The sequence below is a fragment of the Janthinobacterium sp. BJB426 genome (assembly GCF_002735705.1).
Lineage (GTDB): Bacteria > Pseudomonadota > Gammaproteobacteria > Burkholderiales > Burkholderiaceae_D > Janthinobacterium.
Window position 1 is genome coordinate 104,413 of record NZ_PDZL01000010.1, and the last position, 22,845, is coordinate 127,257.

Below are 22,845 nucleotides of genomic sequence, written 5' to 3' on the forward strand. Positions count from 1 at the left end.
ATGAAAGGAAGCATAATGAAGATTGCCAAAAATACGGTCGTGACTGTCAACTACAAACTGTCAGACGCGCAAGACAATCTGATCGAAGACGGCCGCCAGCCGATGGTCTACCTGCACGGTGATTATGAAAACACCCTGCCAAAGATCGAAGAAGAGCTCGACGGCAAGGAAGTTGGCTATTCCAACACGATCCAGATCGAACCGGATGATGCTTTCGGTGAATACGATCCAGCCCTGGTGAAGGTCGAGCCGCGCAATCGCCTGCCTGAGCCGCTGGAAGTGGGCATGCAGTTCGAAGGCATGCCGGAAAGCGACTCGCCGGACGAAGAAGCGATGATCTTCACGGTCACCGACATCGCCGACGACAAGGTCGTGCTGGATGGTAACCATCCTCTGGCCGGCATCGCGCTGCGCTTCTCGCTGACCGTCGCTGACGTGCGCGAAGCCACCGAAGAAGAAATCGCCCATGGCCACGTGCATGGCGCACACGGCCATGACCATGGTGATGAAGATGATGAAGGCGAAGAGGGCGACCACTTCCGCACGCATCCGATTCATTAATACTGCTTGTTCCAGGCCGGCTCTATGCCGGCCTGTTCGTTTGTGCGCTGTTACTAACGGCGCACAGTCGACGCCTTGGCGCGCGCCTGCGCCGATGGGCGGGTAGCGCGTTGACGCACCTCAAAGAATGGCGTCTTGCCTGGCCGCACGGCGATGGCGGACCAGTCGTTGTCGATGCTGACGTGGCCCAGGTTGCCTTTCCAGCTGATCTTCGGCCCGCCTGCCCTGGCTGCGGCCTTTTTACTCTTGCCTTCCTTGCCGTCCGCGTCGCCATCGCGCTGCGTATCGACCAATAAGACCTTGCCACTGAATTTCTTCGCCAGGGTGCGGATCTGTTTGCGCGGTCCGGCAAAGCCGTCCTGTTTCGAGCTGAAGCTGGGCAGCAGCGAATTGTCGTCTTCATCGAGCGCGCCCACGTCGCCATCGGAAAACAGCACGATGCCGTCGAGCTGCTTGCGCTGCGCCATGGCGAACAGGCGCTGCAGCCAGGAACGGTTGGCCACCAGGCGGTCTTCGAATTCGCTGTTGCGTCCCGCTTCCGGTAGGAAATGGTTGTTATTCGCGGGCAGGTTGACGGTAGCAAACAGCACGCCGCCGTATTCCCAGTGGGCATTTTCCGCATAGCTGCGGAACTTCGCCGTCGATGATAATCGCGACAGGGTCAGCTTGCGCTGGCCCAGGCTCTGGTCGTCGGCAAAATACACGTCGCGCAGGCGGTTCAGGCGCTCGATGGCGTTGACCCTGCCGCGCGAATTGCGGCAGTTGGCCCAGTCGCTGGCCGACAGCGAGACGATCAGCGGCGGGCCGCTGGCGTCCAGCAAATCCTTGCGCTGGCCATACAGCTTGTCGCTGCACGACTCACTGGCGGCCTTGATGCCGGTGGCCACGACGAACGACGCATTGAAGGCGCTGGTGTCGGCGATGGCTTTTTTCAGGGGACCATCGTCCGGCCCCGCGTTGAAGGAATGGCCCAGCACGGCAAACTCGAAGCCGGCCTGATCGACCTGGCCGGCCAGCGCCGCTTGCCACTGCAGGCTGGCAGCCAGCAGGCCGGCGGCCAGCAGGCGCAGGCTAGCGATGCTGCGCCGCGTGGTCATGCGGCGGCCAGCCGTTTCAACTGGTACAACTGCTCCAGCGCATCGCGTGGCGTGAGCGCATCGGGATCGAGGTCGGCGATGGCGTCGAGCAAGGCTTGCTGCGCCGCATTCAGCGCGGCCAGCGGCGCCGCTTCCTCTTCTTCCTCTTGCGCATATGGATCGGTTGCCGGCGCGGCGAACAGGTCGCGTTGCGGCGTGGCGTCGAGCGCCTGCGCTTCCAGGCGCGCCAGGTGCTTGCGCGCTGCCTTGATCACGGGCTGCGGCACGCCGGCCAGTTGCGCCACCTGCAAGCCATAGCTTTGCGAGGCGGGACCGGCTTGCACGGCGTGCAGGAAGACGATGCTGTCCTTGTGCTCGACGGCGGACAGATGCACGTTGGCGGCGCTCGGGTGACTGTCCGGCAATTGCGTCAGCTCAAAGTAGTGCGTGGCGAACAGGGTGAAGCTGCGGCTGGTATCGATCAGGTGGCGGGCGATGGCCCACGCCAGGGCCAGGCCGTCGAAGGTCGAGGTGCCGCGGCCCACTTCATCCATCAGCACCAGCGAGTGCTCGGTGGCGCCGTTCAGGATGGCGGCCGATTCCGTCATTTCCACCATGAAAGTCGAGCGCCCGCCCGCCAGGTCGTCGGTGGCGCCGATGCGCGTGAAGATGCGGTCGATGGGGCCGATGGTGGCGGACGCGGCCGGCACGTAGCTGCCCACGTAGGCCAGCAAGGTGATCAGGGCCACCTGGCGCATGAAGGTCGATTTACCGCCCATGTTCGGACCGGTAATCAGCAGCAAACGGCGTTCGTTGACGAAGCGGCAGTCGTTGGCGATGAAGCGTTCGATCTGCTTTTCCACCACGGGGTGGCGGCCTTCGACGATGTTGATGCACGGCTCGTCGACCAGCTGCGGTGCGGCCCAGTTGTGCTGCTGCGCATGTTCCGTCAGCGCGTTCAGGGTGTCGAGCTGGGCCAGGCCCTGCGAGATGGTCTGCAAAGTCCCAATGTGCGGCGCCAGGTCGGCCAGCAGCAGGTCGTACAGCATCTTTTCGCGCACCAGCGCCTTGTCCTGCGCCGACAGGGCCTTGTCTTCGAAGACCTTCAATTCCGGCGTAATGTAGCGCTCGGCATTTTTCAGGGTCTGGCGGCGGCGGTAGTCGTCCGGCACCTTGTCCGTCTGGCCGTGCGTGACTTCAATATAGAAGCCGTGCACCTTGTTGTATTCCACGCGCAAATTGGCGATGCCCGTGCGCGCGCGTTCGCGCGTTTCCAGGTCGAGCAGGAACTGGCCCGCGTTTTCCGACAGCGCGCGCAATTCGTCCAGTTCCGCATCGAAGCCGGTGGCAAACACGCCGCCGTCGCGCACCATCGCGGCCGGTTCCTGCGCCACGGCGCGCACCAGCAAGTCCAGGCAGGCCGTTGGTGTGGCCAGGGCCGCGTGGATGGCGGCCAGCAAGCCCGTTTCGCCGCCCTGGCCAGGTCCGTAGCAGCGCACGACATCGCCGCGCAGGGCCGGCAGTTGCAGCAAGCCGTCACGCAGGGCGGCCAGATCGCGCGGACGCGCCGACAGCAGCGCGATGCGCGTGGTGATGCGTTCGATATCGGGTACTTGCGCCAGGGTGGCGGCGAGCGGACCGGCCGCTTCGCTTTGCGCCAGCGCGCCGATGGCTTCATGGCGCGCGCGCGCCACGTTCTGGTCGCGCCGCGCATGGTGCAGCCAGTGGCGCAGCATGCGCGAACCCATGGCCGTGCGGCAATGATCGAGCAGCGAAAATAAAGTCGGCGATTCCTGGCCGCGGATGGTTTCCGTCAACTCCAGGTTGCGCCGCGTGGCCGCGTCCAGTCCGATGAATTCGCTTTCCGTTTCCGTCGTCAATGAGCGCACGTGCTGCAAGCCGCGTCCCTGCGTCGATTGCGCATAGCGCAGCAACGCGCCGGCCGCGCCGAACGCGGCGCCGAGGCCATCGGCGCCAAAACCCGTCAAGGTCGCCACGCCCAATTGATCCAGCAGGGCCTTGTGGCCGCCGACCACGTCGAAATGCCAGTCCGGCACGCGGTTGATGTGCGTGCCCGCGTAGTCATCGAACAGGTTGCCATTGTCGCCGCTCAAGATTTCAGCCGGCACGATGCGCTCGAGCTCCTGCTGCAGGCGCACGGCAACGGTGCTGCTGTCGCCGGAAAACTCCATCAGTTTCAATGCGCCGCTGGCCAGCGACAGCCAAGCCAGGCCCGTCGTCACCGTCTTGCGCTGCGTGATGCTGCACATGGCCAGCAGCGGGCGCTCGGCTTTCTCTGGCAGCAAGTCCGCATCCGTCAAGGTGCCGGGCGTGACCACGCGCATGACCTTGCGTTCGACGGGCCCCTTGCTGGTGGCCGGGTCGCCGATCTGCTCGCAAATGGCCACCGACTCGCCCAGCTTGACCAGCTTGGCCAGATAGCCATCGAGCGAATGAAACGGCACGCCGCACATTTTAATAGGGTTGCCACTGGCCACGCCGCGCGCCGTCAAGGTAATGCCCAGCAGGCGCGAGGCTTTCTCCGCATCCTCGAAAAACAGCTCGTAGAAATCACCCATGCGGTAGAAGACCAGCATCGTCGGGTGGTTTTCCTTGATGCCTAAATATTGTTGCATCATCGGAGTCAGCTTTTCAGCGGAATTTTTCTTTGCCGCGGCGGCGTTGATTTCTTTTGGGACGGTGGTCATGTGTTCTTTGTCGTTGGTCCGGCGGCAGGGAAGTGCGTGCCTGCCGGGCTGTGTGTGGTGCTGTGTGCAGTCAAGGCCGCGCCAGGGGGCGGAGCTTGGGTTCAAGGCCGTCATTTTACCGCTTTCGGCGGGCGGGGCGGCGTATTGCGTGCGGGTGTGAAAAAGCCGCGCCGGTGGAGGTGGCGCGGCTTGGGTATCCTGTATTACTAACTGTTGGTTGAAAAGTATCTGTCGGTGGTGTATGGATTACGTCTCGACGTTACCCCCCACAGATGCTTCCGGATCAAAACTGAATACGCGCAATTCTGGCAAGTCTTGCTCGCCTCGAATGATGCGCACGGTCAGTACGAACGAGAGTTCCCAGCGGCCCTTGCTCTGACCCACGTCAAGGTTGTGTTTCCATTCCTGGCGGATGCGGCGCAGATCTGGCAGGGCTGGATCAGGCGGCAATACATGGGATTCAAAATCCAGGGGCACCTGATACGTGGCGCCGGCGGCTTGCAGGAAGGGTGATGGCAGTGAGTAGCGGGTGGGTACACCGGGGCCGATCTGGGTCAGCTGGGGAATGCTGATAAGGCTGCAATCAACGATCTGGAAGGAGGTGAAGCCACTGTCTTTGGTGCCACAGCAATTGACTTCCAGGTAGACGTGTTGGCCTTGCTGGAAATGCACGCCCCCCATGTAGGGACCATGGCGAGGATCGGCGCTGCCGTCGCAGGACGTGAATGCATAGTCGAGTTGGTTGGTGATCTGGTCTGCATCAAAGTGGACAGACAACTTCATCCAGGGTTTTTCGTACGTCATGTTTTCTGATTTCTTTCCATGTCAATAAGTAGCTTCTGGTAGCGAGCATCTCGCCGTAGTGTCAACAGATCGGGTGCGGATTCGATCAGGTTGAGGGGGTAGCCGCGCTCTATGGCCTGTCGCAAAGCCGCCATCGCTTCGTCGCGCCTGCCTATCAGCTCATAGGTCAGCGCTGCCCTAAAATGGATATCGGGCAATGTGGGCGCTAGCTGGACAGCTTGCGCTACGTGCCTTAACGCATCGTCTCGCAAGCCCGCATAGGCCGCATACAATGCCAGCCGGGAGTTGACCTTTGGATCGTCCGGAGAGTGTTGCAGCATGACTTTGATCAATGTGATGGCACGGCGGTAGGAGTCGCGTGACAGCTCTATCTGACCAGGCACCCAGCGTTGGGCGTCCGCCAGGTTCGCCCATAGCAGGTAATTCCCAGGATTGCCTTTGTTTTCTGAGACGGCATTTTTAAAGGCCTGGACTGCTCCCAGATAGTCGCCCTTGTTAAACAGGGCGTTCCCTAGGTTGGTATACAGTTCCCAGTCGGGATGCACCTGCAATCCTTGCTGCAGGACTTGCAGGGCTTCATCGCCGCGATTCAGACGTTCAAGCGTAGCACTAAGTTGGGCATACGCATTGGCCACCTGTGGGTTCATTTGTATGGCTTTCCGAAAGAGCTTTTCAGCTTCCGTGTAATTGCCCTGGTTGTAGTGCATCCTGCCCAACATCGAAATGAACGGGCGATCACGGGGATACAAGGCGATGGCCTTGTCGAGCACATCCTTGGCTTGATCAAATTTTTGTGCGTGGATGAGCAGACGTGCCTTGCCGTACATGCCCAGCGGATTGTTTGGCTCCAGATTCAGTGCCGTAGTAATTTCCTGCATTGCTTGCCGACGGTTGCCGTGATGTTCAATAGCCCAGGCTTGCGCCACATGGGCCAGAGCCAACTGATCATCTGCTGCCAATGCTTGTTTCGCAGCGACATCCGCGCGTTGTAGCCAGGTTTCATCTCGGTTGCTGCCTAAATAGCGCAATGTGAAAACCAGCGACAGGCCTGCACTTGCCGCAGCATGCTCTGGATTGTGTTTAAGTACAGTGCTGAAATGTTCAATAGCCTGCTTCTGAGCGCTTTCTTGATCAAACGAGCGCAACGCTTCCATCCCCGCCGCCATGCTGGCCATTTCCGAATATGGCGCGGGCGCCTTTTCGCCTGTGACGAACGATTTGACGGCAGGAACGATATTGGGCAGCTGCCATCCCGCCAGTACCACCAGCAGCGCCACGCCCGCGCCCCATTTCAGGGTGCGCTTGCGTGGCAGGGGCAGGCGGATGGAGACGCTGGCGGGCGGTTCTTCCTTCGCGGGTATCTCGTCGGCAAGGGGCGTGGCCAAGGTGAGCGGTTCGCCGCGCTGCGCCCCTATTGCCTCGCGCACGGCGCGCATGGTGCGTGGCCGTTCCGCCGGGTCGTGCGCCGTCATCGCGCGCACGAGGGCGTTGATGGCGGGTGGGACGGAGTCGGGCAGGTCGGGCCAGGCTTCCGTCGCCTGCATGTGGGCGGCGGCCAGGGCCAGGCCGTTCAGGTGGGCGAAGTGGCGCTGGCCGGCCAGCATTTCGTACAGCATGGCGCCCAGGGCATAGACGTCGCCGCGCGTGTCGGGCAGGCGGCCCATCAGGCGCTCGGGCGCCATGTAGGCGATCGTGCCCTGCAAGTCGCACAGGGTGGTCGTTTGCGTGGCTTGCGGGTCGATGTGGCGCGCCAGGCCGAAGTCGAGGATGCGCACCTTGCCATCCGCCTCCAGCATCAAGTTCGATGGTTTCAGGTCGCCGTGCACGAGATCCATGGCGTGCGCCTCGTCCATGGCGTCGGCGATCTGGTAGGCGATGTCGAGCGCCGCCTGCAAGTCCGCCTTGCCGCTGTGCATGAACTGGCCCAGGGTCTGGCCTTCGACCAGTTCCATGACGATGGACTGGCTCGTGCCCTGGCCCTCGATGGCAAAGATGCGCACGAAGGCCGCATGCTTGAGCGAGGCGGCCAGGCGCGCTTCATTGATGAGTTTTTCCGGATGCAGCACGTCGGCTTGCGGTTTCAGCCGTTTCAGCGCCACGCTACGGCACAGCTTGGCATCCCAGGCTTCGAATACATGGCCGAAACCGCCTTCGCCCAGCAAGCGGCGCACTTCATAGTGCCCGCTGATCGTGTCGTCTTGCGGTGGGGTCTGACGCAGGGAGTCGAGCAGTTCCATATACCTTGGCTTCAGAGTGCATCAACGTGGGCGTCAAGCATCGAAAAGGGGTAATGCGATGTTTGAATCCTCAAGATGATTGATTTTGAGTAACTTCCTGATTTAAAACGATTGTTTCGAATAAGTCAATTAATATTGACAAGGAGTGAACAAAAGTTGCTGTGCCATCGTTGGACTGGCATTCCTTGCTGATGCATGCAATCTTGTCCAAACTCAACTTTCCTCGTTCCCGCCTCCTCAATAATGCAGATGGGGTTGATATCGGCATGTGCCGATCAGGCGAAGGAGGCTGGCATGGATGAGCTGCTGCAATATTATGAGCGCGAACTGGGCACCTTGCATGCGCACAATCAGGCGTTTGCCCGGCGCTATCCGGCCATCGCCGGCGCGTTGGGCATCGTGGGCGGTGACCTGGGCACCACCGACGATCCGCACATGGCGCGCATGTTGCAGGCGTTTGCCATGTTCAATGCGCGCACGGCGAAGCGGCTGGCCGATGGCTTCGGCACTTTCAGTAAAACCTTGCTGGAAGTCAATTTCCCCCATTATTTGCGCCCGTTTCCTGCCTGCGCCATTGCCCGCATCGATAACGACCTTGCGGCGGTGAGCGAGCTGGCCGTGATCCCGCGCGGCACGCTCATGCATGCTGCGGAACATCAGGGCGTTGCCTGCAAGTTCACCACCACCTACGATGTCGCCGTGGCGCCGCTGCGCCTGTCCGAGGTGCGTTTCCAGTCCATCGTGGCGGCGCCGCCCGCAGTGCGCCTGCCACCGGATTTTGGGGCGGCAATCAGCATCACGCTCGAAGCGACGGGCGCCACGTCCACGCTGGACGGGCTCCCGCTGCCGGCGCTGCGCCTGTTCCTCGACGGCGAGCCTTCCTTTTGCGCCACCTTGCGCGACAGCCTGTTCCTGCGTGCGCGTTGTGCCTATGTGGACGTCGATGGCGTATGGCATGGGCTGGACGTAGTGCCCTTGCATCCGGTCGGCTTTGCCACCGAGGATGCCTTGATGCCGGCCATGGCCGCCTCGCATCCCGCTTACCGCTTGCTGGGCGAATGGTTTGCCTTTCCCGATAAATTCAATTTCGTCGACCTGGACCTGGCCGCGCTGCGTCCGCTGTTGCCGCCGGCCTGCCGGCGCTGCACCATCCACCTGCTGTTGGCCGACATGCAGGCCGATGCGGATATCGCGCGCATCTTGCGCCCCCTGTCCGCCAGGCATCTGGTGCCGGGGTGCACGCCCGTCGTCAACCTGTTTCGCCAGGCGGCCAATCCCATCCGCCTGACGCACGCGAGCGCCGAGCATGTGCTGCTGCCATCGGTGCGGCAGGCGCATTGCTACGATATTTACAGCGTCGATAGCGTGCAGGTGCTCAGTGAAACGCAGAGCGGTGGCGCACTCGATGCGTTTCACCCGTTCTATTCGATGCGCCATGGCGAAGCGGGCGGGCGCCAGGGACGCTACTGGGTGACGCGGCGCGACGAAGACATGGCGCTGAGCAATCCCGGCTACGACATGCGCATTGCCTTTGTCGACGGCGCCATGCAGCCGCTGCACGACGCCACGCAAACGGTGTCCATCATGCTGACCTGCAGCAACCGCGATTTGCCAGGCCGCCTGGTGTTGGGCAATGCCGCGGGCGACCTGCACCATGACGGCGTGGCCAGCGCCTTGCCGGTGCGCCTGCTGCGCAAACCCGGCGCGCCGTGTCGCTTCCCTGCGTGCGCGGCGTCGCATTGGCGGCTGATCGCGCAATTGTCCCTGAACCATCAGTCGCTGAATGAACAGGGCTTGCCGCTCTTTAAGCAAATACTCGAGTTGTACAACTTGCCCGGTTCGGCCAGCGCCGCGCGCCAGATCGCGGGCTTGACGGGACTGCGCCAGCGCGCCGCCAGTACCTGGCTGCAGGACGAGGCGGGCGGCAGCCTGGTCTTCGGCATCGACGTCCTGTTGTCCGTCGACGAAGAAGCCTTTGTCGGCAGCGGCTTGCATGCCTTTGCCCAGGTGATCGAACGCTTTCTCGGGCTGTATGTGCACCTGGCCTCGTTTACCCGCCTGATCGTCTTGTCGCAGAAGACTGGAAAGGAGTTGCTGTGCTGCCTGCCACGCAATGGAAACCAGACGCTGGTGTAGTCGCGCACCTGCTGGCCGATCCGTCCGGTACCGGCTTCTTTCAAGCGGTGCGCCTGCTGTCTGCCTGGCTGAAGCAGCAGGGCATTTCGCAGGAGCAGGTGTTTGAGGATTACCTGCGCCTGCATGGCAGCGCATCGCTGTCGTTTGCGCCGGGCGAAATCGAACAGCTGTGGCTGGAACCGCAGGCGGACGGCGAAACGCAGGTGCATGTGCAGGCGGCCATGCTGGGTTTTTTAGGCGTGCATGGCAACTTGCCGCTGCATTACACGGAAACGCTCGCCCGCCACGAGCGGCAGACGGGCGATGGCGGTCCCCGTGCCTGGCTCGACACCTTGTCGCACCGCGCGCTGGTCCTGTTTTACCAGGCCTGGGCCCGCTACCGCATCGAATGCCAGCAGGATGCAGACGGTGGCGATTTCCTGCCCATGCAACTGGCCCTCGCGGGCGCCTGGCCTGCCAGGGTGGCCCAGCAAGAGGATGGCTTGCCAGCACATGTGCTGGCCCATTTTGCGGCCTTGCTGCGACACCGGCCCGTGGCGGCCGACGTGATGCAGGCGGTGCTGGCCGGGTATTTCGGCGTGCCCGTTCGCTTGCAGCGTTTTGTGGGCGCCTGGTTCCGGCGCGCGCCGCAAGAGCGCACCTTGCTGGCCACCGCGCATGCCGGGCTGGGACAAGGCGCCATGCTGGGCGAGCGCTGCCGGCGCGCCGACTTGCGCGTGCGCCTCGTGCTGGGGCCGCTGGCGCGCCGCGCCTACGAGGATTTCTTGCCCGGACGCCCCGGTGCGCTGGCCCTGCTTCAGATGCTGGGCCTGTTTGGCTTGCCTGGCATGAGTTTTGAAATACGCCTGGTGCTGCGCCGGGAAGACGTGCGCACCTGCGTGCTGGGCATGGGCGCCTGCCTGGCGGAGGATGCCTTTTTGGCCGGCAAGCTGCCGGCCCGTGAGCGTGACGACATGCATTACGACATACGTTTCGATGGTTCCGCCTGAGACCGCCTTATTGATGGACCCCGCTGACTGTTGGAAGGAAGAAAACCATGGAAGACTTCGCGCAATGGCTGGCCGTGGACAAGGCATTGACCGCCGACAACCGTGCTCTGCGGCTGCGCCTCGCTTACCCGGAAGGCATCAATGAGGATGCCTTGCTACCGCAGCGCATCAGCGGCTGCGAGGCCATCTGCGGCGGGATTGAGTACCGCATCCTGTGCGTGGCCACCGAGGTGCAACTGCCGCTGAAACAGTTCATCGCCGTGCCGGCCGAATTGCAGATCGTCACCGACCGTGGGCAGTTGCGCAGGGTCTGCGGCATCGTCGCCGAAGCGAGTGCGGGGCAAAGCGATGGTGGCCTGGCGACCTATCAACTGGTGCTGCGCGATGGTCTGGCCTTGATGGAAAAACGCATCAATACACGCGTGTTTCGCAACAAGCACGAATTGCAGATCGTGCAGCTCCTGTTTGAGGAGTGGCGGCAGGGTAATAGCGTGCTCGCCGGCAGCCTGGATCTCGCCATCGATGCGGCGCTGGCGGCGCGCAGCTTGCCCGTGCGTGAATTCACGATGCAGCATAATGAATCCGATGCCGCCTTTATCCGCCGCCTGCTCAGGCGCCGCGGCATCGCCTGGTGTTTCCAGGCGGGAGCGCCCGCCAGCGCGCACGCCGCGCACGTGCCCGTGCATACCCTGCTGCTGTTCGACGACGCCAGCCGCCTGCCGGAAAACGCGGCCGGCACGGTGCGCTATCACCGCGATGACGCCACCGAAGAGCGCGACACGGTCACGGCCTGGAATGCCGTGCGTCGCTTACAGCCCGGAAAGTCGGAGCGCTACAGCTGGGATGACGGCCACCCGCACAGCCCGCAATTCATGCGTACCCAAGCGGGCGGCACGGCGGACCAGGGCGGCAACGGCAACCGCCTGGCGGCCAGCCTGGACGACTACATCGTGGAAATGCCGCTGGCCGGCGCCAGCAACGACGACCATCGTCGGCTGGGGCAGCTGGCGATGGCGCGCCACGACCTGGAGAGCAAGTGTTTTCAGGGCGAAAGCTGCGTGCGTGATTTCTGTGTGGGTCAATGGTTCAGTTTGCAAGGACATGCGGAGATCGACACGCATCCGGCGGGCGAGCGCCAGTTCGTGCTCACGGCCGTGAGCGTGTTGGCCAGCAACAACTTGCCGAAAGGTCTGGATGCGCGCATAGAGCGTTTGTTCGCGCACAGCGGCTGGCAGGCGGACGCGGGCCAGCCGCAGGTTGTCGCTGCCGAGCCCGCGTCAATCTTGCGCTACCGCAACCGTTTTACCTGCGTGCGGCGCGGCATCGCCATCGTGCCCGGCTTCGACCCGCGCAGCGATTTCCCGGTGGTGCGCCTGCAAAGCGCGCTGGTCGTCGGCCCTGCCGGCGAGGAAGTGCATTGCGATGCGCTGGGGCGCGTCAATGTGCGTTTTGTTGCGACGCGCGCGCCGGACCACGCGCATGCCAACGGCTCCGGCGCCTCCGATACGGAGCGTGATTCGGCCTGGGTGCGTGTCGCGTCCAGCTGGACCGGCAATGGTCCGGGCAGCGGCAAACAATGCGGCACCTTGAGCTTGCCGCGCATCGGCGCGGAAGTGCTGATCGATTTTCTCGGCGGCGATCCGGACCGCCCAATCATCGTCGGCCAGCTGTACAACGCCGTGGGCGTGCCGCCGGGCCTGAGCAGCCGCGGCGCCTTGCCGGGCAACCGTTATCTGTCCGGCATGCGCAGCCGCGAAGTGCGCGGTGGGCGCGGCAACCAGCTGTGCTTTGACGACACGCCGTCGCAAATCAGCGCGCAGCTTGCCAGCGATCAGGCGGCCACGCAATTGAACCTCGGCTATCTGACCGAGCCGCGCAGCGACGGTGCAGGGCGGCAGCGCGGCGACGGCTTTGAATTGCGCAGCGACGCCAGCGGCAGCGTGCGCACGGCCCGCTCGCTGTTGATCTCGGCCTGGAAACAGCTGGGCGCCAGCGGCAAGCAACTCGATAGCAGCGAGCACGCCGCCGTAATGAAGGAATGCCTGGAATTGTTTAGCTCCTTGGGCGAGTTTGCCGCCCAGCACCAGGCGCTGGCGCTGGACGCGGCCGGCAGCAAGGCGCTGGGGGCGGCCATTGCCGCCGACCAGCCCACCGTCAGCATCACGGCACCCGAGGGGGTGGCGCTGAGCACTCCCAAAACCATCGCCGGCAATGCTGGCACGAACATCGACCTGGTGGCCCAGCAGCATCTGCAACTGAGCGCGGCCCAGCGCTGCAACGTCAACGCGGGCAAGGGCATTTCCCTGTTCGCGCACCAGGACGGCATCGTGCAGGTGGCCCATTTTGGCAAGTTCTTGCTGCAAAGCCAGCACGATCTTCTGCAGGCGGACGCCGCCAAGGAAATCCGCCTGACGGCCGGCACGCGGCTGGTCGGCATGGCGCAGGACGAAATCACCTTCATGACGGCGGGCGGCGCCTACCTGAAACTGTCCGGCGGTGCGGTGGAACTGGGCGGACCCGGCGCGCTGACGGTGAAAACCGACGGCCACCACTGGAACGGCCCTGGCAGCATGAAAGCGGCACTGCCCACCTTCGGTGAAGGCGAACTGGGCCGCGTGCCGCGCTTGCTGCGTCCCACCGATGGCTTGCCCGTCGAAGGCGTGGAAGTGCACATCGAGCGCGAAGGCGACAGTCCGCTGACGGGCGTCAGCGGCGCCGACGGGCGCGGGCCGAAGGTGGCGACCGATCATCTGCAGCGGCTGAAGGGGTTTTTCTTCCGCCGCCGTTCCTGAAACCCGACATCGGAGACCTTACCATGCTGTTCGATCCCCATCCACCGCTGTGCGACGACCCCGACATCGATATCCTCGGTCAGTTTTCCTGCAACGCCAATTTCCAGAGCAGCGATAGGGACACGCTGCAGCAGTTGCCGCTGCCCGGCATCGTGATCTTCGTGCACGGCGTCAATTCCGATGGCGAGTGGTACGCGGCAGCCGAAGAGGGACTGTGCAAGGGCCTCAACGAGCGCCTCAAGCGTTCCTGCCATCACCTGCAGCACCGTGGCGTGGAGGGCGGCGAACTGACAGCGGTCAATTATGGCGCCGAGATCACGGCCGAAGGCTTTCTCCATCCGGAAATGTCGGCCGATACCTTGATCCGCGATGCCGGCACTTTTTCTCCCGTGATCCGCTTTCGCTGGGGCTACAAGGCTTCGGGCGAGGAACTGCAGCAATACGGCAAGGGCATCTACCTGAACGAACAGGATTACTGGGGCGGCGGCCCGTTTGCCAATGGCTGCAGCGCGCTGGCGGACTTGTGGAAGGACGGGCTGAGCGAGGGTTTATTCTTGTGGAACACGATACAGCACATGAATCCCTTCCCGGAACGGCAAGTGTACAGCTGCCCGCCGCGAGCGTATTTCGTGCTGGCCGCCTATCGTCTGGCCAGGCTGGTCGAAGCCATCCGCCAGCAGCAGGCCGACGTGCCCGTCACCATCGTTTGTCACAGCCAGGGCACGATGGTGGCGATGGCGGCCGCCTTTCTGGGCACAAACCTGCCCAAGGTGAAGGACAGCTTCCCCTGCGTGGCCGACAACTATGTCATTTGCAATTCGCCGTACAGCCTAGCGAAAAGCAATAGCGCCGAGAACTGGGTGGCCAGCAATCTGCGTGCGGCGGACGGCAGCACGGGCAGGCTGACGGTGCAGGCGCGCATAGCCACCTTGAAAAATTTCTTTGCCATCATCGGCCAGCGCGCCAGCCTGGGCGAGGCGCAGACGGACGAGGAAATCGACCGCTGCATGGCCAACGCGCAGCACGGTTTTTCGGCCGCGGCAGACCGCGAGCAGTACGGGATTGCCGGCGCCGCCCGGGGCGGCAAGAAATCATCGTATGGCAGGGTGACCATCTATTGCAATCCGCACGACGTGGTGGTGTCGTCCGTGGCCATCGAGGGCATCGGCTGGCGCGGCCTGTCGGGTTCGCTGGGCAAGGACAGCAAGGACGGCGGCGAACTGGCTGCCATCGAGGCCGCAGGCGTGTGCGTGCAGCGCGTGTTTGCCCAGGGGTTTGAGGTGGGCAAGCAAGGCAGCTATCACTACTGGAGCGATCACTGGCGCAAGCCTGCGCCGGGCGGCAAGGACTTCTGGTTTCCGGCGCAGAAATATGCGTCGTATTCCATCAAGCAGGGCGTGGAGGCCAGCGAGGGCTCCTTTTCCAGCATCCTGACGGTCGGGTTTGCGCCCTTGTTTATCGTGGCAACGGGCCTGGCTCAAAGCCCTTGCAATGCCTCGCCCCACAAAGACTGGAAAATTGAACTGAACGCACCCGACTTGCTGCCGCCCTTCAAGCCGCAGTCCTTGCGCTTTGGCCAGACAAGCGAGCAATTCGACGAAGGTTACGCGCCCCCCGGCGAATTGCGCCAGGCGGGCAAGCAGCGCGCTGCCGGCGACGATTACCTTGCCGATCACGAGATTCCGCGCGGCGGCCTGCAGGGGCAGGCGGGGAAAAGCGAAGCCAAACGCATGGACAGCGCCAGGGGCACGGCCGATGACGAGGCACGTTTGCGATTCGAGCAGCGCGCCGTGATACGCGCGCAAGCCGTACGCGAAGGAAAAAGTCCCGCAGGTCAAAAAGTCCAGCAGGAAATGCCCAACGCCACGCCCGACGCCGAATACCAAGCATGGCGCAGCACGCGGATAGAGGAAATGATGTCCAGCCAGGCGGGCGCCTACGCCACCGACCATTCCACCATCCTGACCAACCCCATGCACGCAGAGCGGGCGCTCGCGTATGACGTGGCGATAGGCGTGTGCCGCATCAAGGCCGACCAGCTGCGCAAGTTGAGGGTGGCGGCGGATTGGAGGTTGTTGAAGGCGCTTGATGATAGTGATTCGGCGAAGACTTTTAAAGAGTACTTTGCCAAAGCGACACGTAACAAGATGATTGCCTCGGTGTGGGTAAAAGATGCCGAGGAAGCTAGTCTCCCTGAAAAAATAATCGACATGCGTGAAAACCCTGCGCGGGATTCCCTGCCCACTTCTGGAGAACTGGCTCACGATTGATGTCATGCGATTTAACGGTTTGTATAGAGCAGATCCTTCTGCAACAGCCTTTTTATAGATGGAGCATTGAGCATGTTCAAAACTATTTTTCTTTATGTGTCCCTCGGATTTCTGGTCGTATTCCTGCTGGCCGCTTGTTCACATTTGCGTTCGTCGCCTGCTAACTTGAGCAGTACCGTTAGCACTGTACCTGAGGTTAATAAGCGGCCTTACATGGCTCAAGTAGTTGGCTTGCAATGGCTTAATCCACTACAGCGGAAGGACTATCCGACGCAATGGCAATTGCTATGGACTTTGGGGCTGGTGCAGCCGAATCCAAGCGACGAGATGGTCAGGGAAAAGCCTGAAAAATACTCCAAACTGCAAAGCATTGCGTCTATTGCGGTTGGAAATAATGGTTCTGAAACGTTCCGCGGCTACCACCATAAATATATCGAAGATATGTTTGATCGTTTTCATGGGGTGTATTACTCCGATCCAGAGTATTTCTACAATGTCCACTCGACTAAAAACAAGTCCCGTTGGCGCGAGCTTGCAGGCATTCACATTGAGTATGCGCTACCTGAAGGCAAGCTCGACCCTGTGGAAGCAGCCAATTTCGTTCGGGAATATGTTGCCGATATTTTTAGCATCGGCAACATCCACTCTCCCACCCTCTGGACCCGTTCCACCCCACCCGACGTCCGCATCACCATGGGCGGCCCCAACGCCGGTTTTACTTCTTTGGCCGCCGCGCTCGACTATCTGCAAACTCACCCCAAGGAAACCGTCTGGGTCATGAACTGGGATGCGCCCAGCCGGCCACTGGACCGGCAGATCAACGAAAACCTGGTGCTGCTGGTGCTGGCCGGCCCCGACTACAAGACGGAGCGGGCGCCGCTGGCGTGGCTAGGTTATCCAAACAGCAAGGCTGTGGCGAATTTTGAAGTCAAAAAGGGTGAACCGCCGCGCCTGGTGCAGGCGTGGACGGCGGCCATCGAAGAGGCCGCAGCGAAGGCGAACAGGCGCGATAGCGAGATCGGCTATCTGATCCACGACGCGGGCAATGTGCACCAGGATTCGTCCGCACGGCTCGGTGCGCTGGCGCAGACGCTCACCGTGCAATTGCCGGAATTCGATATCCTCAAGCAAAGCTTCAATCTGACCGCCGTGCTGGGCGAGACGGGTGCGGGCACGGCCCTGACGAACGTGGCGCTGGGCATCGCCTACGCGCATCACTTCGGCAAACCCGTGCTGGTGGCCGGTACCAGCGACCTGCTTGCCCCCGTGGCGCTGGTGGTGGCGCCGCCGGCCGTGGTGCGGCCGATCCAGCCCGGCAAGCCATGGTTCCGTGCGCGCAGCGGCAACCATGCGTATCTGCCCTGGTGGGGCTTGCGCCACGATGCGCGCGAGTATTACCAGGGGTTTTCGCAATGAAGCGCCTTACTTATCCAGGGAGAAAACCATGCGCGGCGTGATCCGCTTGAACGACCCCACCAGCCATGGTGGCAAGGTGGTGGGCGCGGCGCCGAACAGTACGGTACTGGGCGTGGCCGTGGCGCGCAAGGGCGACCCTTGCGTGTGCCCGATCAAGGGCCATGTGCGCTGCGTGATCGCCGAGGGTGATCCGCAGGTGCTGATCGATGGCGTGCCCGTGGCCTTTGACGGTCACAAGACCAGCTGCGGCGCCAGCCTGATGTCCACCGTGGGCAACAGCGGGCGGGGCTAGACGACGCAAGCGTCGATGGCCGCGCCCAGCTTGTCGACGATTTCATCGACGTGGTTGGCGGCTATGATGTAGGGCGGCGCCAGCAGGATGTGGTCGCCGTGCAGGCCGTCGATGGTGCCGCCCATGGGGTAGCACATCAGTCCGTTTTGCATGGCGTGCGCCTTGATGCGCGCGTGCAGGCGGCGGGCCGGGTCGAACGGCTGCTTGGTATCGCGGTCCTGTACCAGTTCCAGGCCCAGGAACAGGCCGCGGCCGCGGATGTCGCCCACGTGCGCATGGCTGTCGAAACGCTGGTGCAGCCTCTCTTGCAGCAAGCCGCCCATGGCGCGCACGTTGGCCAGTAAATCGCGTTCCTCGATCTGCCGCTGCACTGCCAGAGCGGCGGCGCAGGCCGTGGCGTGGCCGATATACGTGTGGCCGTGCTGGAAGAAGCCCGTGCCGGCACGGACGGTGTCGCGGATATCCTTCGATACCATGACGGCGCCGATGGGCTGGTAGCCGGCGCCCAGGCCCTTGGCGATGCAGATCAGGTCGGCCGTGACGCCTTCCTGCTCGCAGGCGAACAGGCTGCCCGTGCGCCCCATGCCGCACATGACTTCATCGAGGATCAGCAGGATGCCGTGGCGCTGGCAGATGTCGCGCATGCGCGCAAAATAGCCGGCCACGGCGGGCAGGGCGCCGGCCGTGGCGCCGACGACGGGTTCGGCAATGAAGGCCATGACGTTGTCCGCACCCAGTGCGGCGATATGGTCTTCCAGCTCCTGGCCCAGGCGCGCCACGTAGTCGCCGTCCGTTTCATAGGCTGACTGGTCGCGCCAGGCGTAGCAGGGAGAGACATGGGTCACGCCAATGAGCAGCGGCTCGAACTGCTGCCGGCGCCAGGCATTGCCGCCCGTGGCCAGCGCACCCAGGGTGTTGCCGTGATAGCTCTGGCGGCGCGCGATGACGTGGCGGCGCTGCGGCTGGCCCCGTTCGACGAAGTACTGGCGCGCCATCTTGAGCGCGCTTTCCACGGCTTCCGAGCCACCCGAGACGAAATACACGCTGTCGATGCCGGCAGGCGCGCGGGCGACGAGGAAATCGGCCAGTTGCTCCATCGGCTCGCTGGTAAAAAACGCGCTGTGCGCGTAGGCCATGCTGGCGATCTGCCGCTGTACGGCGGCAATCACGGCCGCATCGGAATGACCGAGGCAGGAGACGGCCGCGCCGCCGCAGGCGTCCAGGTAGCGCTTGCCATCCGCATCGATCAGGTAAGGGCCATCGCCGCCCGTGGCGACAGGATAGCTGGCGGTCAGGCTGCGGTGGAAGACATGGCTCATGGCATCGCTTTCTTATCGGCAAGGTAGATGGCCGATTATAGGAGGCGCCGCGCCGCAATGCAACGTTTGATGTATATTCGTTTTAATTTACATCATTTGATGTTTTTGCGTAGGCGCCCAGCGTCCGCAGCTGGCTTTCCGCCGCACCGATGGCGTGTACGCCGTCCGGCCCCGCGCGCGCCACCAGCAATTCCACCAGGCTCTCCACGGCCGCGACGCCGGCCACGATGGAGGGGAAGAACGACGGGCTGTCGACGGCGATGACGATGCTGGCGTCAGCCTGCAGGGCCAGCGGCGACATGGCGCTGTCGCTGATGGCGACCACCTGGCAGCCGGCCTGGCGCGCCGCCTGCGCCACCAGCAGCGCTTCGCTGGAATACGGCGCGAAACTGATGACGACGACGGCTTCGTCCGCCTGCAGGGCGCGCAAATCCATTTCCAGCGTGCCGCCCTGGCCGCTCAGCAGCTGCACGCTGGGGCGCAGCAAGCGGTACAGATAGTGCAGGGTGTAGGCGATCGGGTGGGCGGCGCGAAAGCCGGCCACGTGCACGCGGGGCGCCGCCTGCAGCAGGCCGGCGGCCGCATCCAGAGCGGCGTGGTTGGCGCTTTCCGTGGCGGCCAGGTTGCGCTGCTGCGCCGTGAAGACTTCGGTGACCAGATTGCCTTCCTTGCCAGCCAGCGCGCCGGCTTTTTCAGCATACCCGGCCGGCCCGACGCGCAGGCGTTCGACGAAGATGGCTTTGAGTTCCGGCCAGCCGGCAAAGCCCAGTTGCTGCGCCAGGCGCACGAGGGCGGCCGATTGCACTTGCGCGCGCGCGGCGATGCTGCGCATCGACGACACGGCCACTTCGTCAGGGTGGTCGGCCAGGTAGCGCGCGCCGGCCTGGAATTGCGGGCTCAGTGCCGCATGGCGCGCCTTGATCAGGTCCATCAGTGCCGCATAGGAATCGTGGGGTGTCGCTGCCTGCATCGCCGTGCCTCATTGAATAGGTTGCGGCGATGGTACAGGATTCGTCAGCGCGCCGGTAGCGGCGCGCCTTGCGCCAGGGCGGCCGTGCGCGGACGCAGGCGGGCAAACAGGTGCGGCCCGGCCGGCTGGCGGCGCGGTCCCGTCGTCAGCACGCGCAGGGCGGTGGGCAGCGGCACGTCGTGGCAATGCAAAAACAGGGCGGCGGCGCCCGTGCCGGCCATTTCCTGCAAGGCCAGCGCATGCTCGACCAGCGCCGCCGTGCGCATGTCGAGCCGCACCGGGATGTCGGGTTGAAATAGCTGTGTGTCGACGTGCCGTGCATCGCGCATGCTGTCCCCGCCGGGTTCGATGGTCAGACCGCCAGCATAAAAGCACCCCGGCGCCACCACTTTGCGTTAAATCAATTCCTGTGTCGGATAGATTCCACAAGGCAAAAAAAACGCCAACCGTTGCCGGCTGGCGCTGAAAACCCTCGCAGGAAGAAAGGGTGGGGGACTGGCTAGTAACTCCAGCGGAGGGACAAACCGACAACCTTGTCATAGCGCCGCACATCGCGCACATAGTCCGGCGTGTCGTGATAGTCGCGGTAGGTCGAGTCGAGCAGATTGTTGGCGTCCAGGGTCACCGTGGTGTTCGGATTGAGCTTGTACGACACCGACGCGTCCAGGGTTTTCGTGGGCGCCACGGTCAGGTGGATGCCCTTGCCGCGGTAGTTGTAGTCGTCGACGTACTTGTCGCGCCAGCTGTAGGCCAGGCGCGCCGACCACGGTCCCTGTTCGTACAGGCCGACGATGTTGGCCGACCATTTCGACATGCCCGTGAATGGATGTACGCCGCCATCGAGTTCTGCCAGCTCGCCCGTCATGTAGGTGGCGTTCGCTTGCAGGCCCAGGCCGCTCATCCAGCCGGGCAGCTTGTCGTAGAACTGCTGATAAGCCATTTCCAGGCCTTGCAGATGGCCCTTCGAGGTGTTGCGCGGACGCGTGATGTCGTACTCGATGCCGCCATATGTTTCCTTGGCGGAACCGGACAGGATGTAATTCTTGAAATTGTGGCGGAACACGGTGGCCGTGACGGAACCCGTCTGCGCGAAATACCATTCCAGCGCCACGTCGAGGTTCTTGCCTTCCACGGGTTTGAGGTCGGGGTTGCCGCCGCTGCCCGTCGGGCGCACCATTTCCAGGCTCTGGCCCAGGCTCACGCCGGGGTTGAAATCGGCGAAGTTCGGGCGTTGCACGGCCTTGCCGGCCGTCAGGCGGGCGACCAGGTCCTGGCGCAGCATGGCTTTCAGGGTCATGCTGGGCAGCACGTCCGTATCCGAGGTCTTCACGCGCACGGGCGTGATGATGCCGTTTTGCGCGGAATTGCCTTGCAAGTCCTGCTTGGTCTGCACCACGCGCACGCCCAGGGTGCCATCGACCGGTACCTGCGCCAGGTCAAAGCCGATGCGCGCCTTGCCGTAGACGGCATTGGTTTTTTCCACATCCTTGAAGTGGGTCATCGGATCGTCGGGACTGCGTTCGCTGCTACCCGTAAACAGCTGGCGCAGCGCGGCCGTGTTGTTGAGCATGAAGTCGCGGCACGGCGTGAGCCAGCTTTGCAGGCCGAAGTTGCCCGTGTTGTCGTGCGAGGTGCATGCCAGGCCGGGAATCGCGTCCGCAGTCATGATCGACGTCAGCCCGCCCTGGCCATTTTTTTCGCGGACCGATTCGGCCTTGCGCTTGGCCAGGCGCACGCCGCCCGAGAATTCGCGGAAGAAGCCCGTGCTGTCCATGTCGTAGGTAACGTCGCCGCGCCAGTCGGTCGAGCTGCCTTCGTCGTGGTTGTGATTGTCGTAGAAACCGAGCAGGGTGTAGTTCTTCGGGTCCGTCATGTTGTAGCCGGGGTAGCTGATCTGCGCGCCGCCGTTGACGTTCGTGCTGCCGATCACGCTGGTCGGATGGGCGAGGAAGTCGAGGATGGGGAATTCGCGCTCGAAGTTGCTGACCGTGCGCGCCAGTTCCGTCGTGGCGCGCAGCTGCGGCGTGATGTCCCAGCGCGCGCCGATGGCGCCTTGCGAACCGATCGAGCGGTCGCGCCGCGCCTGGGTCGAGCCCAGCGTGAACGGCGACCAGGGGCCGTCGATCTTGCCCACCGTGGCCGCCTGGCTGGTGCCGGGGATCAGGGTGATGTCCGGGTTCTGGCCCCAGGGCAGCGAACCGACGAAGAACTGGCTGTCGAACGCGTGCTTGATCAGGGTCGACATGCCTTCCGCATACACTTCCACCTGCGAGTTCGGACGCCACTGGAAGGCGGCGTTGGCCGCGTAGCGCTTGCGGTCGCCCACGGTGGGGATCATGCCGACGGAATCGGGGCCCGTGATGTTGCCCGCGTCGGGGCGCTTGACGGGTTCGGCGTTCCAGATCGTCTCGTCATAGTATCTGCCGCGCTGGTAGGACAGGCCGAGCAGGGCGCCGAATTCGCCGTATTGGGTCTTCCAGCGGTTCGAGACCATGCCGCCGACGTTCGGGTCCGTCGAGCCGGACTTGTCGCGGTGTTCGGCGCGCACATTGCCCGATGCCGTGAAGCCCTTGAAGTCGAACGGTCGGTTGGTGCGCACGTCGATCACGCCGGCCGTGCCGCCTTCGACCATGTCGGCGCCCTGCGATTTGTACACGTCCACGCGCTGCAGCATGGCTGTCGGAATGTCGGCCAGATACAGGCTGCGGCCCACGGAGGTGAACATTTCCCGGCCGTTGAGCAGGGTCACCACGCCGGGCAAGCCGCGGATGATGACGGTGCCAGCCTCGCCGCCCTCGCGGCGGATCTGCACGCCCGTCACGCGGCCGAGGATTTCGGCCACGTTCTTGTCGGGGAATTTGCCGATTTCATCGGCGACGATGGAGTCGACCACCTGGTCGTTGTTTTTCTTGATCGTCTGCGCGCTCTGTGCGGCCCTGCGCACGCCCGTGACGGCGACGACGGCGATGCCGGCATTGTCGGTCGCCGCCGGTGCCGCTACTGCAGCCTGTGCCGTTTCTTCCGCTGGCGTGTCCACGACGGGCGCCTGTTGCGCCCATACGGAAGCGCTGCTCAGCAAGCCGGCGCTGGCCAGCGCGGCCACCGTTGCCTTCAAGGTCAAGCGCGTGTTTTGTGCGGACGTGCGGGTGCCCGTTGCCATCAATTGCTTCATCTTGTCTCCACCTGTATTTTAGTTATGTTGAGAACGCTGCGGCAGTCGCCGCCAGAGCTGGAACCTGCTCAGAAACATGGTAGGTGGGAATGACTTTGCCCCA

General features: G+C 63.3%; 15 protein-coding genes. 7 read left to right on the forward strand and 8 right to left on the reverse strand.

Going from position 1 to position 22,845, the window contains the following annotated elements:
* The first annotated feature begins 15 nt into the window (after positions 1–15).
* On the forward strand, positions 16–561 hold the full coding sequence (locus CSQ93_RS17265) for an FKBP-type peptidyl-prolyl cis-trans isomerase (protein WP_070221423.1): 546 nt from the start codon (positions 16–18) through the stop codon (positions 559–561).
* Positions 562–614: 53 nt separating this feature from the next.
* Here CSQ93_RS17265 and CSQ93_RS17270 read toward each other — a convergent pair whose 3' ends face one another.
* The 4 genes from CSQ93_RS17270 to CSQ93_RS17285 all read right to left on the reverse strand — a co-directional run bounded on the left by CSQ93_RS17270 (position 615) and on the right by CSQ93_RS17285 (position 7,386).
* On the reverse strand, positions 615–1,658 hold the full coding sequence (locus tag CSQ93_RS17270; protein WP_099379096.1) for a hypothetical protein: 1,044 nt from the start codon (positions 1,656–1,658) through the stop codon (positions 615–617).
* Positions 1,655–4,345 (reverse strand): DNA mismatch repair protein MutS, encoded by a 2,691-nt coding sequence (mutS, locus tag CSQ93_RS17275; protein ID WP_099379097.1) that lies wholly within the window; start codon positions 4,343–4,345, stop codon positions 1,655–1,657. Before mutS ends, CSQ93_RS17270 begins: the two co-directional genes overlap by 4 nt.
* 246 nt (positions 4,346–4,591) lie before the next feature.
* Positions 4,592–5,149, reverse strand: coding sequence for a hypothetical protein (locus CSQ93_RS17280; protein ID WP_099379098.1), 558 nt, complete (start codon positions 5,147–5,149; stop codon positions 4,592–4,594).
* Positions 5,146–7,386 carry a serine/threonine-protein kinase gene (locus CSQ93_RS17285; protein WP_099379099.1) on the reverse strand — a complete coding sequence of 747 codons (2,241 nt, stop codon included), beginning with the start codon at positions 7,384–7,386 and terminating at the stop codon, positions 5,146–5,148. Before CSQ93_RS17285 ends, CSQ93_RS17280 begins: the two co-directional genes overlap by 4 nt.
* A 294-nt stretch (positions 7,387–7,680) precedes the next feature.
* On the opposite strand from CSQ93_RS17285, the gene tssF reads away from it, so the two are divergent.
* The 6 genes from tssF to CSQ93_RS17315 all read left to right on the forward strand — a co-directional run bounded on the left by tssF (position 7,681) and on the right by CSQ93_RS17315 (position 17,281).
* A complete protein-coding gene (gene tssF, locus CSQ93_RS17290; RefSeq protein ID WP_099379100.1) occupies positions 7,681–9,522 on the forward strand; it encodes a type VI secretion system baseplate subunit TssF in 1,842 nt (613 codons plus the stop codon).
* Positions 9,483–10,511, forward strand: a complete 1,029-nt coding sequence (gene tssG / locus CSQ93_RS17295; protein ID WP_099379101.1) for a type VI secretion system baseplate subunit TssG — start codon at positions 9,483–9,485, stop codon at positions 10,509–10,511. Before tssF ends, tssG begins: the two co-directional genes overlap by 40 nt.
* Positions 10,512–10,558: 47 nt before the next feature.
* Positions 10,559–13,303: a type VI secretion system Vgr family protein gene (locus tag CSQ93_RS17300; protein ID WP_099379102.1), complete on the forward strand. Its 2,745-nt coding sequence runs from the start codon at positions 10,559–10,561 to the stop codon at positions 13,301–13,303.
* Positions 13,304–13,326: 23 nt separating this feature from the next.
* Positions 13,327–15,573, forward strand: coding sequence for a T6SS effector phospholipase Tle3 domain-containing protein (locus tag CSQ93_RS17305; protein WP_099379103.1), 2,247 nt, complete (start codon positions 13,327–13,329; stop codon positions 15,571–15,573).
* A gap of 72 nt (positions 15,574–15,645) precedes the next feature.
* Positions 15,646–16,989: a hypothetical protein gene (locus CSQ93_RS17310; protein ID WP_233516222.1), complete on the forward strand. Its 1,344-nt coding sequence runs from the start codon at positions 15,646–15,648 to the stop codon at positions 16,987–16,989.
* A 28-nt stretch (positions 16,990–17,017) separates the two neighbouring features.
* Positions 17,018–17,281, forward strand: a complete 264-nt coding sequence (locus tag CSQ93_RS17315) for a PAAR domain-containing protein (protein ID WP_099379104.1) — start codon at positions 17,018–17,020, stop codon at positions 17,279–17,281.
* On the opposite strand, the gene CSQ93_RS17320 is transcribed toward CSQ93_RS17315, so the two are convergent.
* The 4 genes from CSQ93_RS17320 to CSQ93_RS17335 form a co-directional block, all read right to left on the reverse strand.
* Positions 17,278–18,600: an aspartate aminotransferase family protein gene (locus tag CSQ93_RS17320; RefSeq protein WP_099379105.1), complete on the reverse strand. Its 1,323-nt coding sequence runs from the start codon at positions 18,598–18,600 to the stop codon at positions 17,278–17,280. The two genes, CSQ93_RS17315 and CSQ93_RS17320, sit on opposite strands and share 4 nt — an antisense overlap.
* Positions 18,601–18,682: 82 nt before the next feature.
* Positions 18,683–19,570, reverse strand: a complete 888-nt coding sequence (locus tag CSQ93_RS17325) for a MurR/RpiR family transcriptional regulator (RefSeq protein ID WP_233516223.1) — start codon at positions 19,568–19,570, stop codon at positions 18,683–18,685.
* A 44-nt stretch (positions 19,571–19,614) separates the two neighbouring features.
* Positions 19,615–19,899 carry a hypothetical protein gene (locus CSQ93_RS17330; protein ID WP_158301275.1) on the reverse strand — a complete coding sequence of 95 codons (285 nt, stop codon included), beginning with the start codon at positions 19,897–19,899 and terminating at the stop codon, positions 19,615–19,617.
* 170 nt (positions 19,900–20,069) lie between these two features.
* On the reverse strand, positions 20,070–22,742 hold the full coding sequence (locus CSQ93_RS17335) for a TonB-dependent receptor (RefSeq protein ID WP_233516224.1): 2,673 nt from the start codon (positions 22,740–22,742) through the stop codon (positions 20,070–20,072).
* Positions 22,743–22,845 lie beyond the last annotated feature (103 nt).

What these genes read in the sequence shown, in the direction of transcription:
- CSQ93_RS17265 (WP_070221423.1), top strand. Translation starts at nt 16, where the DNA reads ATGAAGATTGCCAAAAATACGGTCGTGACTGTCAACTACAAACTGTCA.
- CSQ93_RS17270 (WP_099379096.1), bottom strand. Translation starts at nt 1,658, where the DNA reads ATGACCACGCGGCGCAGCATCGCTAGCCTGCGCCTGCTGGCCGCCGGC.
- mutS (WP_099379097.1), bottom strand. Translation starts at nt 4,345, where the DNA reads ATGACCACCGTCCCAAAAGAAATCAACGCCGCCGCGGCAAAGAAAAAT.
- CSQ93_RS17280 (WP_099379098.1), bottom strand. Translation starts at nt 5,149, where the DNA reads ATGACGTACGAAAAACCCTGGATGAAGTTGTCTGTCCACTTTGATGCA.
- CSQ93_RS17285 (WP_099379099.1), bottom strand. Translation starts at nt 7,386, where the DNA reads ATGGAACTGCTCGACTCCCTGCGTCAGACCCCACCGCAAGACGACACG.
- tssF (WP_099379100.1), top strand. Translation starts at nt 7,681, where the DNA reads ATGGATGAGCTGCTGCAATATTATGAGCGCGAACTGGGCACCTTGCAT.
- CSQ93_RS17300 (WP_099379102.1), top strand. Translation starts at nt 10,559, where the DNA reads ATGGAAGACTTCGCGCAATGGCTGGCCGTGGACAAGGCATTGACCGCC.
- CSQ93_RS17305 (WP_099379103.1), top strand. Translation starts at nt 13,327, where the DNA reads ATGCTGTTCGATCCCCATCCACCGCTGTGCGACGACCCCGACATCGAT.
- CSQ93_RS17310 (WP_233516222.1), top strand. Translation starts at nt 15,646, where the DNA reads ATGTTCAAAACTATTTTTCTTTATGTGTCCCTCGGATTTCTGGTCGTA.
- CSQ93_RS17315 (WP_099379104.1), top strand. Translation starts at nt 17,018, where the DNA reads ATGCGCGGCGTGATCCGCTTGAACGACCCCACCAGCCATGGTGGCAAG.
- CSQ93_RS17320 (WP_099379105.1), bottom strand. Translation starts at nt 18,600, where the DNA reads ATGAGCCATGTCTTCCACCGCAGCCTGACCGCCAGCTATCCTGTCGCC.
- CSQ93_RS17325 (WP_233516223.1), bottom strand. Translation starts at nt 19,570, where the DNA reads ATGCAGGCAGCGACACCCCACGATTCCTATGCGGCACTGATGGACCTG.
- CSQ93_RS17330 (WP_158301275.1), bottom strand. Translation starts at nt 19,899, where the DNA reads ATGCGCGATGCACGGCACGTCGACACACAGCTATTTCAACCCGACATC.
- CSQ93_RS17335 (WP_233516224.1), bottom strand. Translation starts at nt 22,742, where the DNA reads ATGAAGCAATTGATGGCAACGGGCACCCGCACGTCCGCACAAAACACG.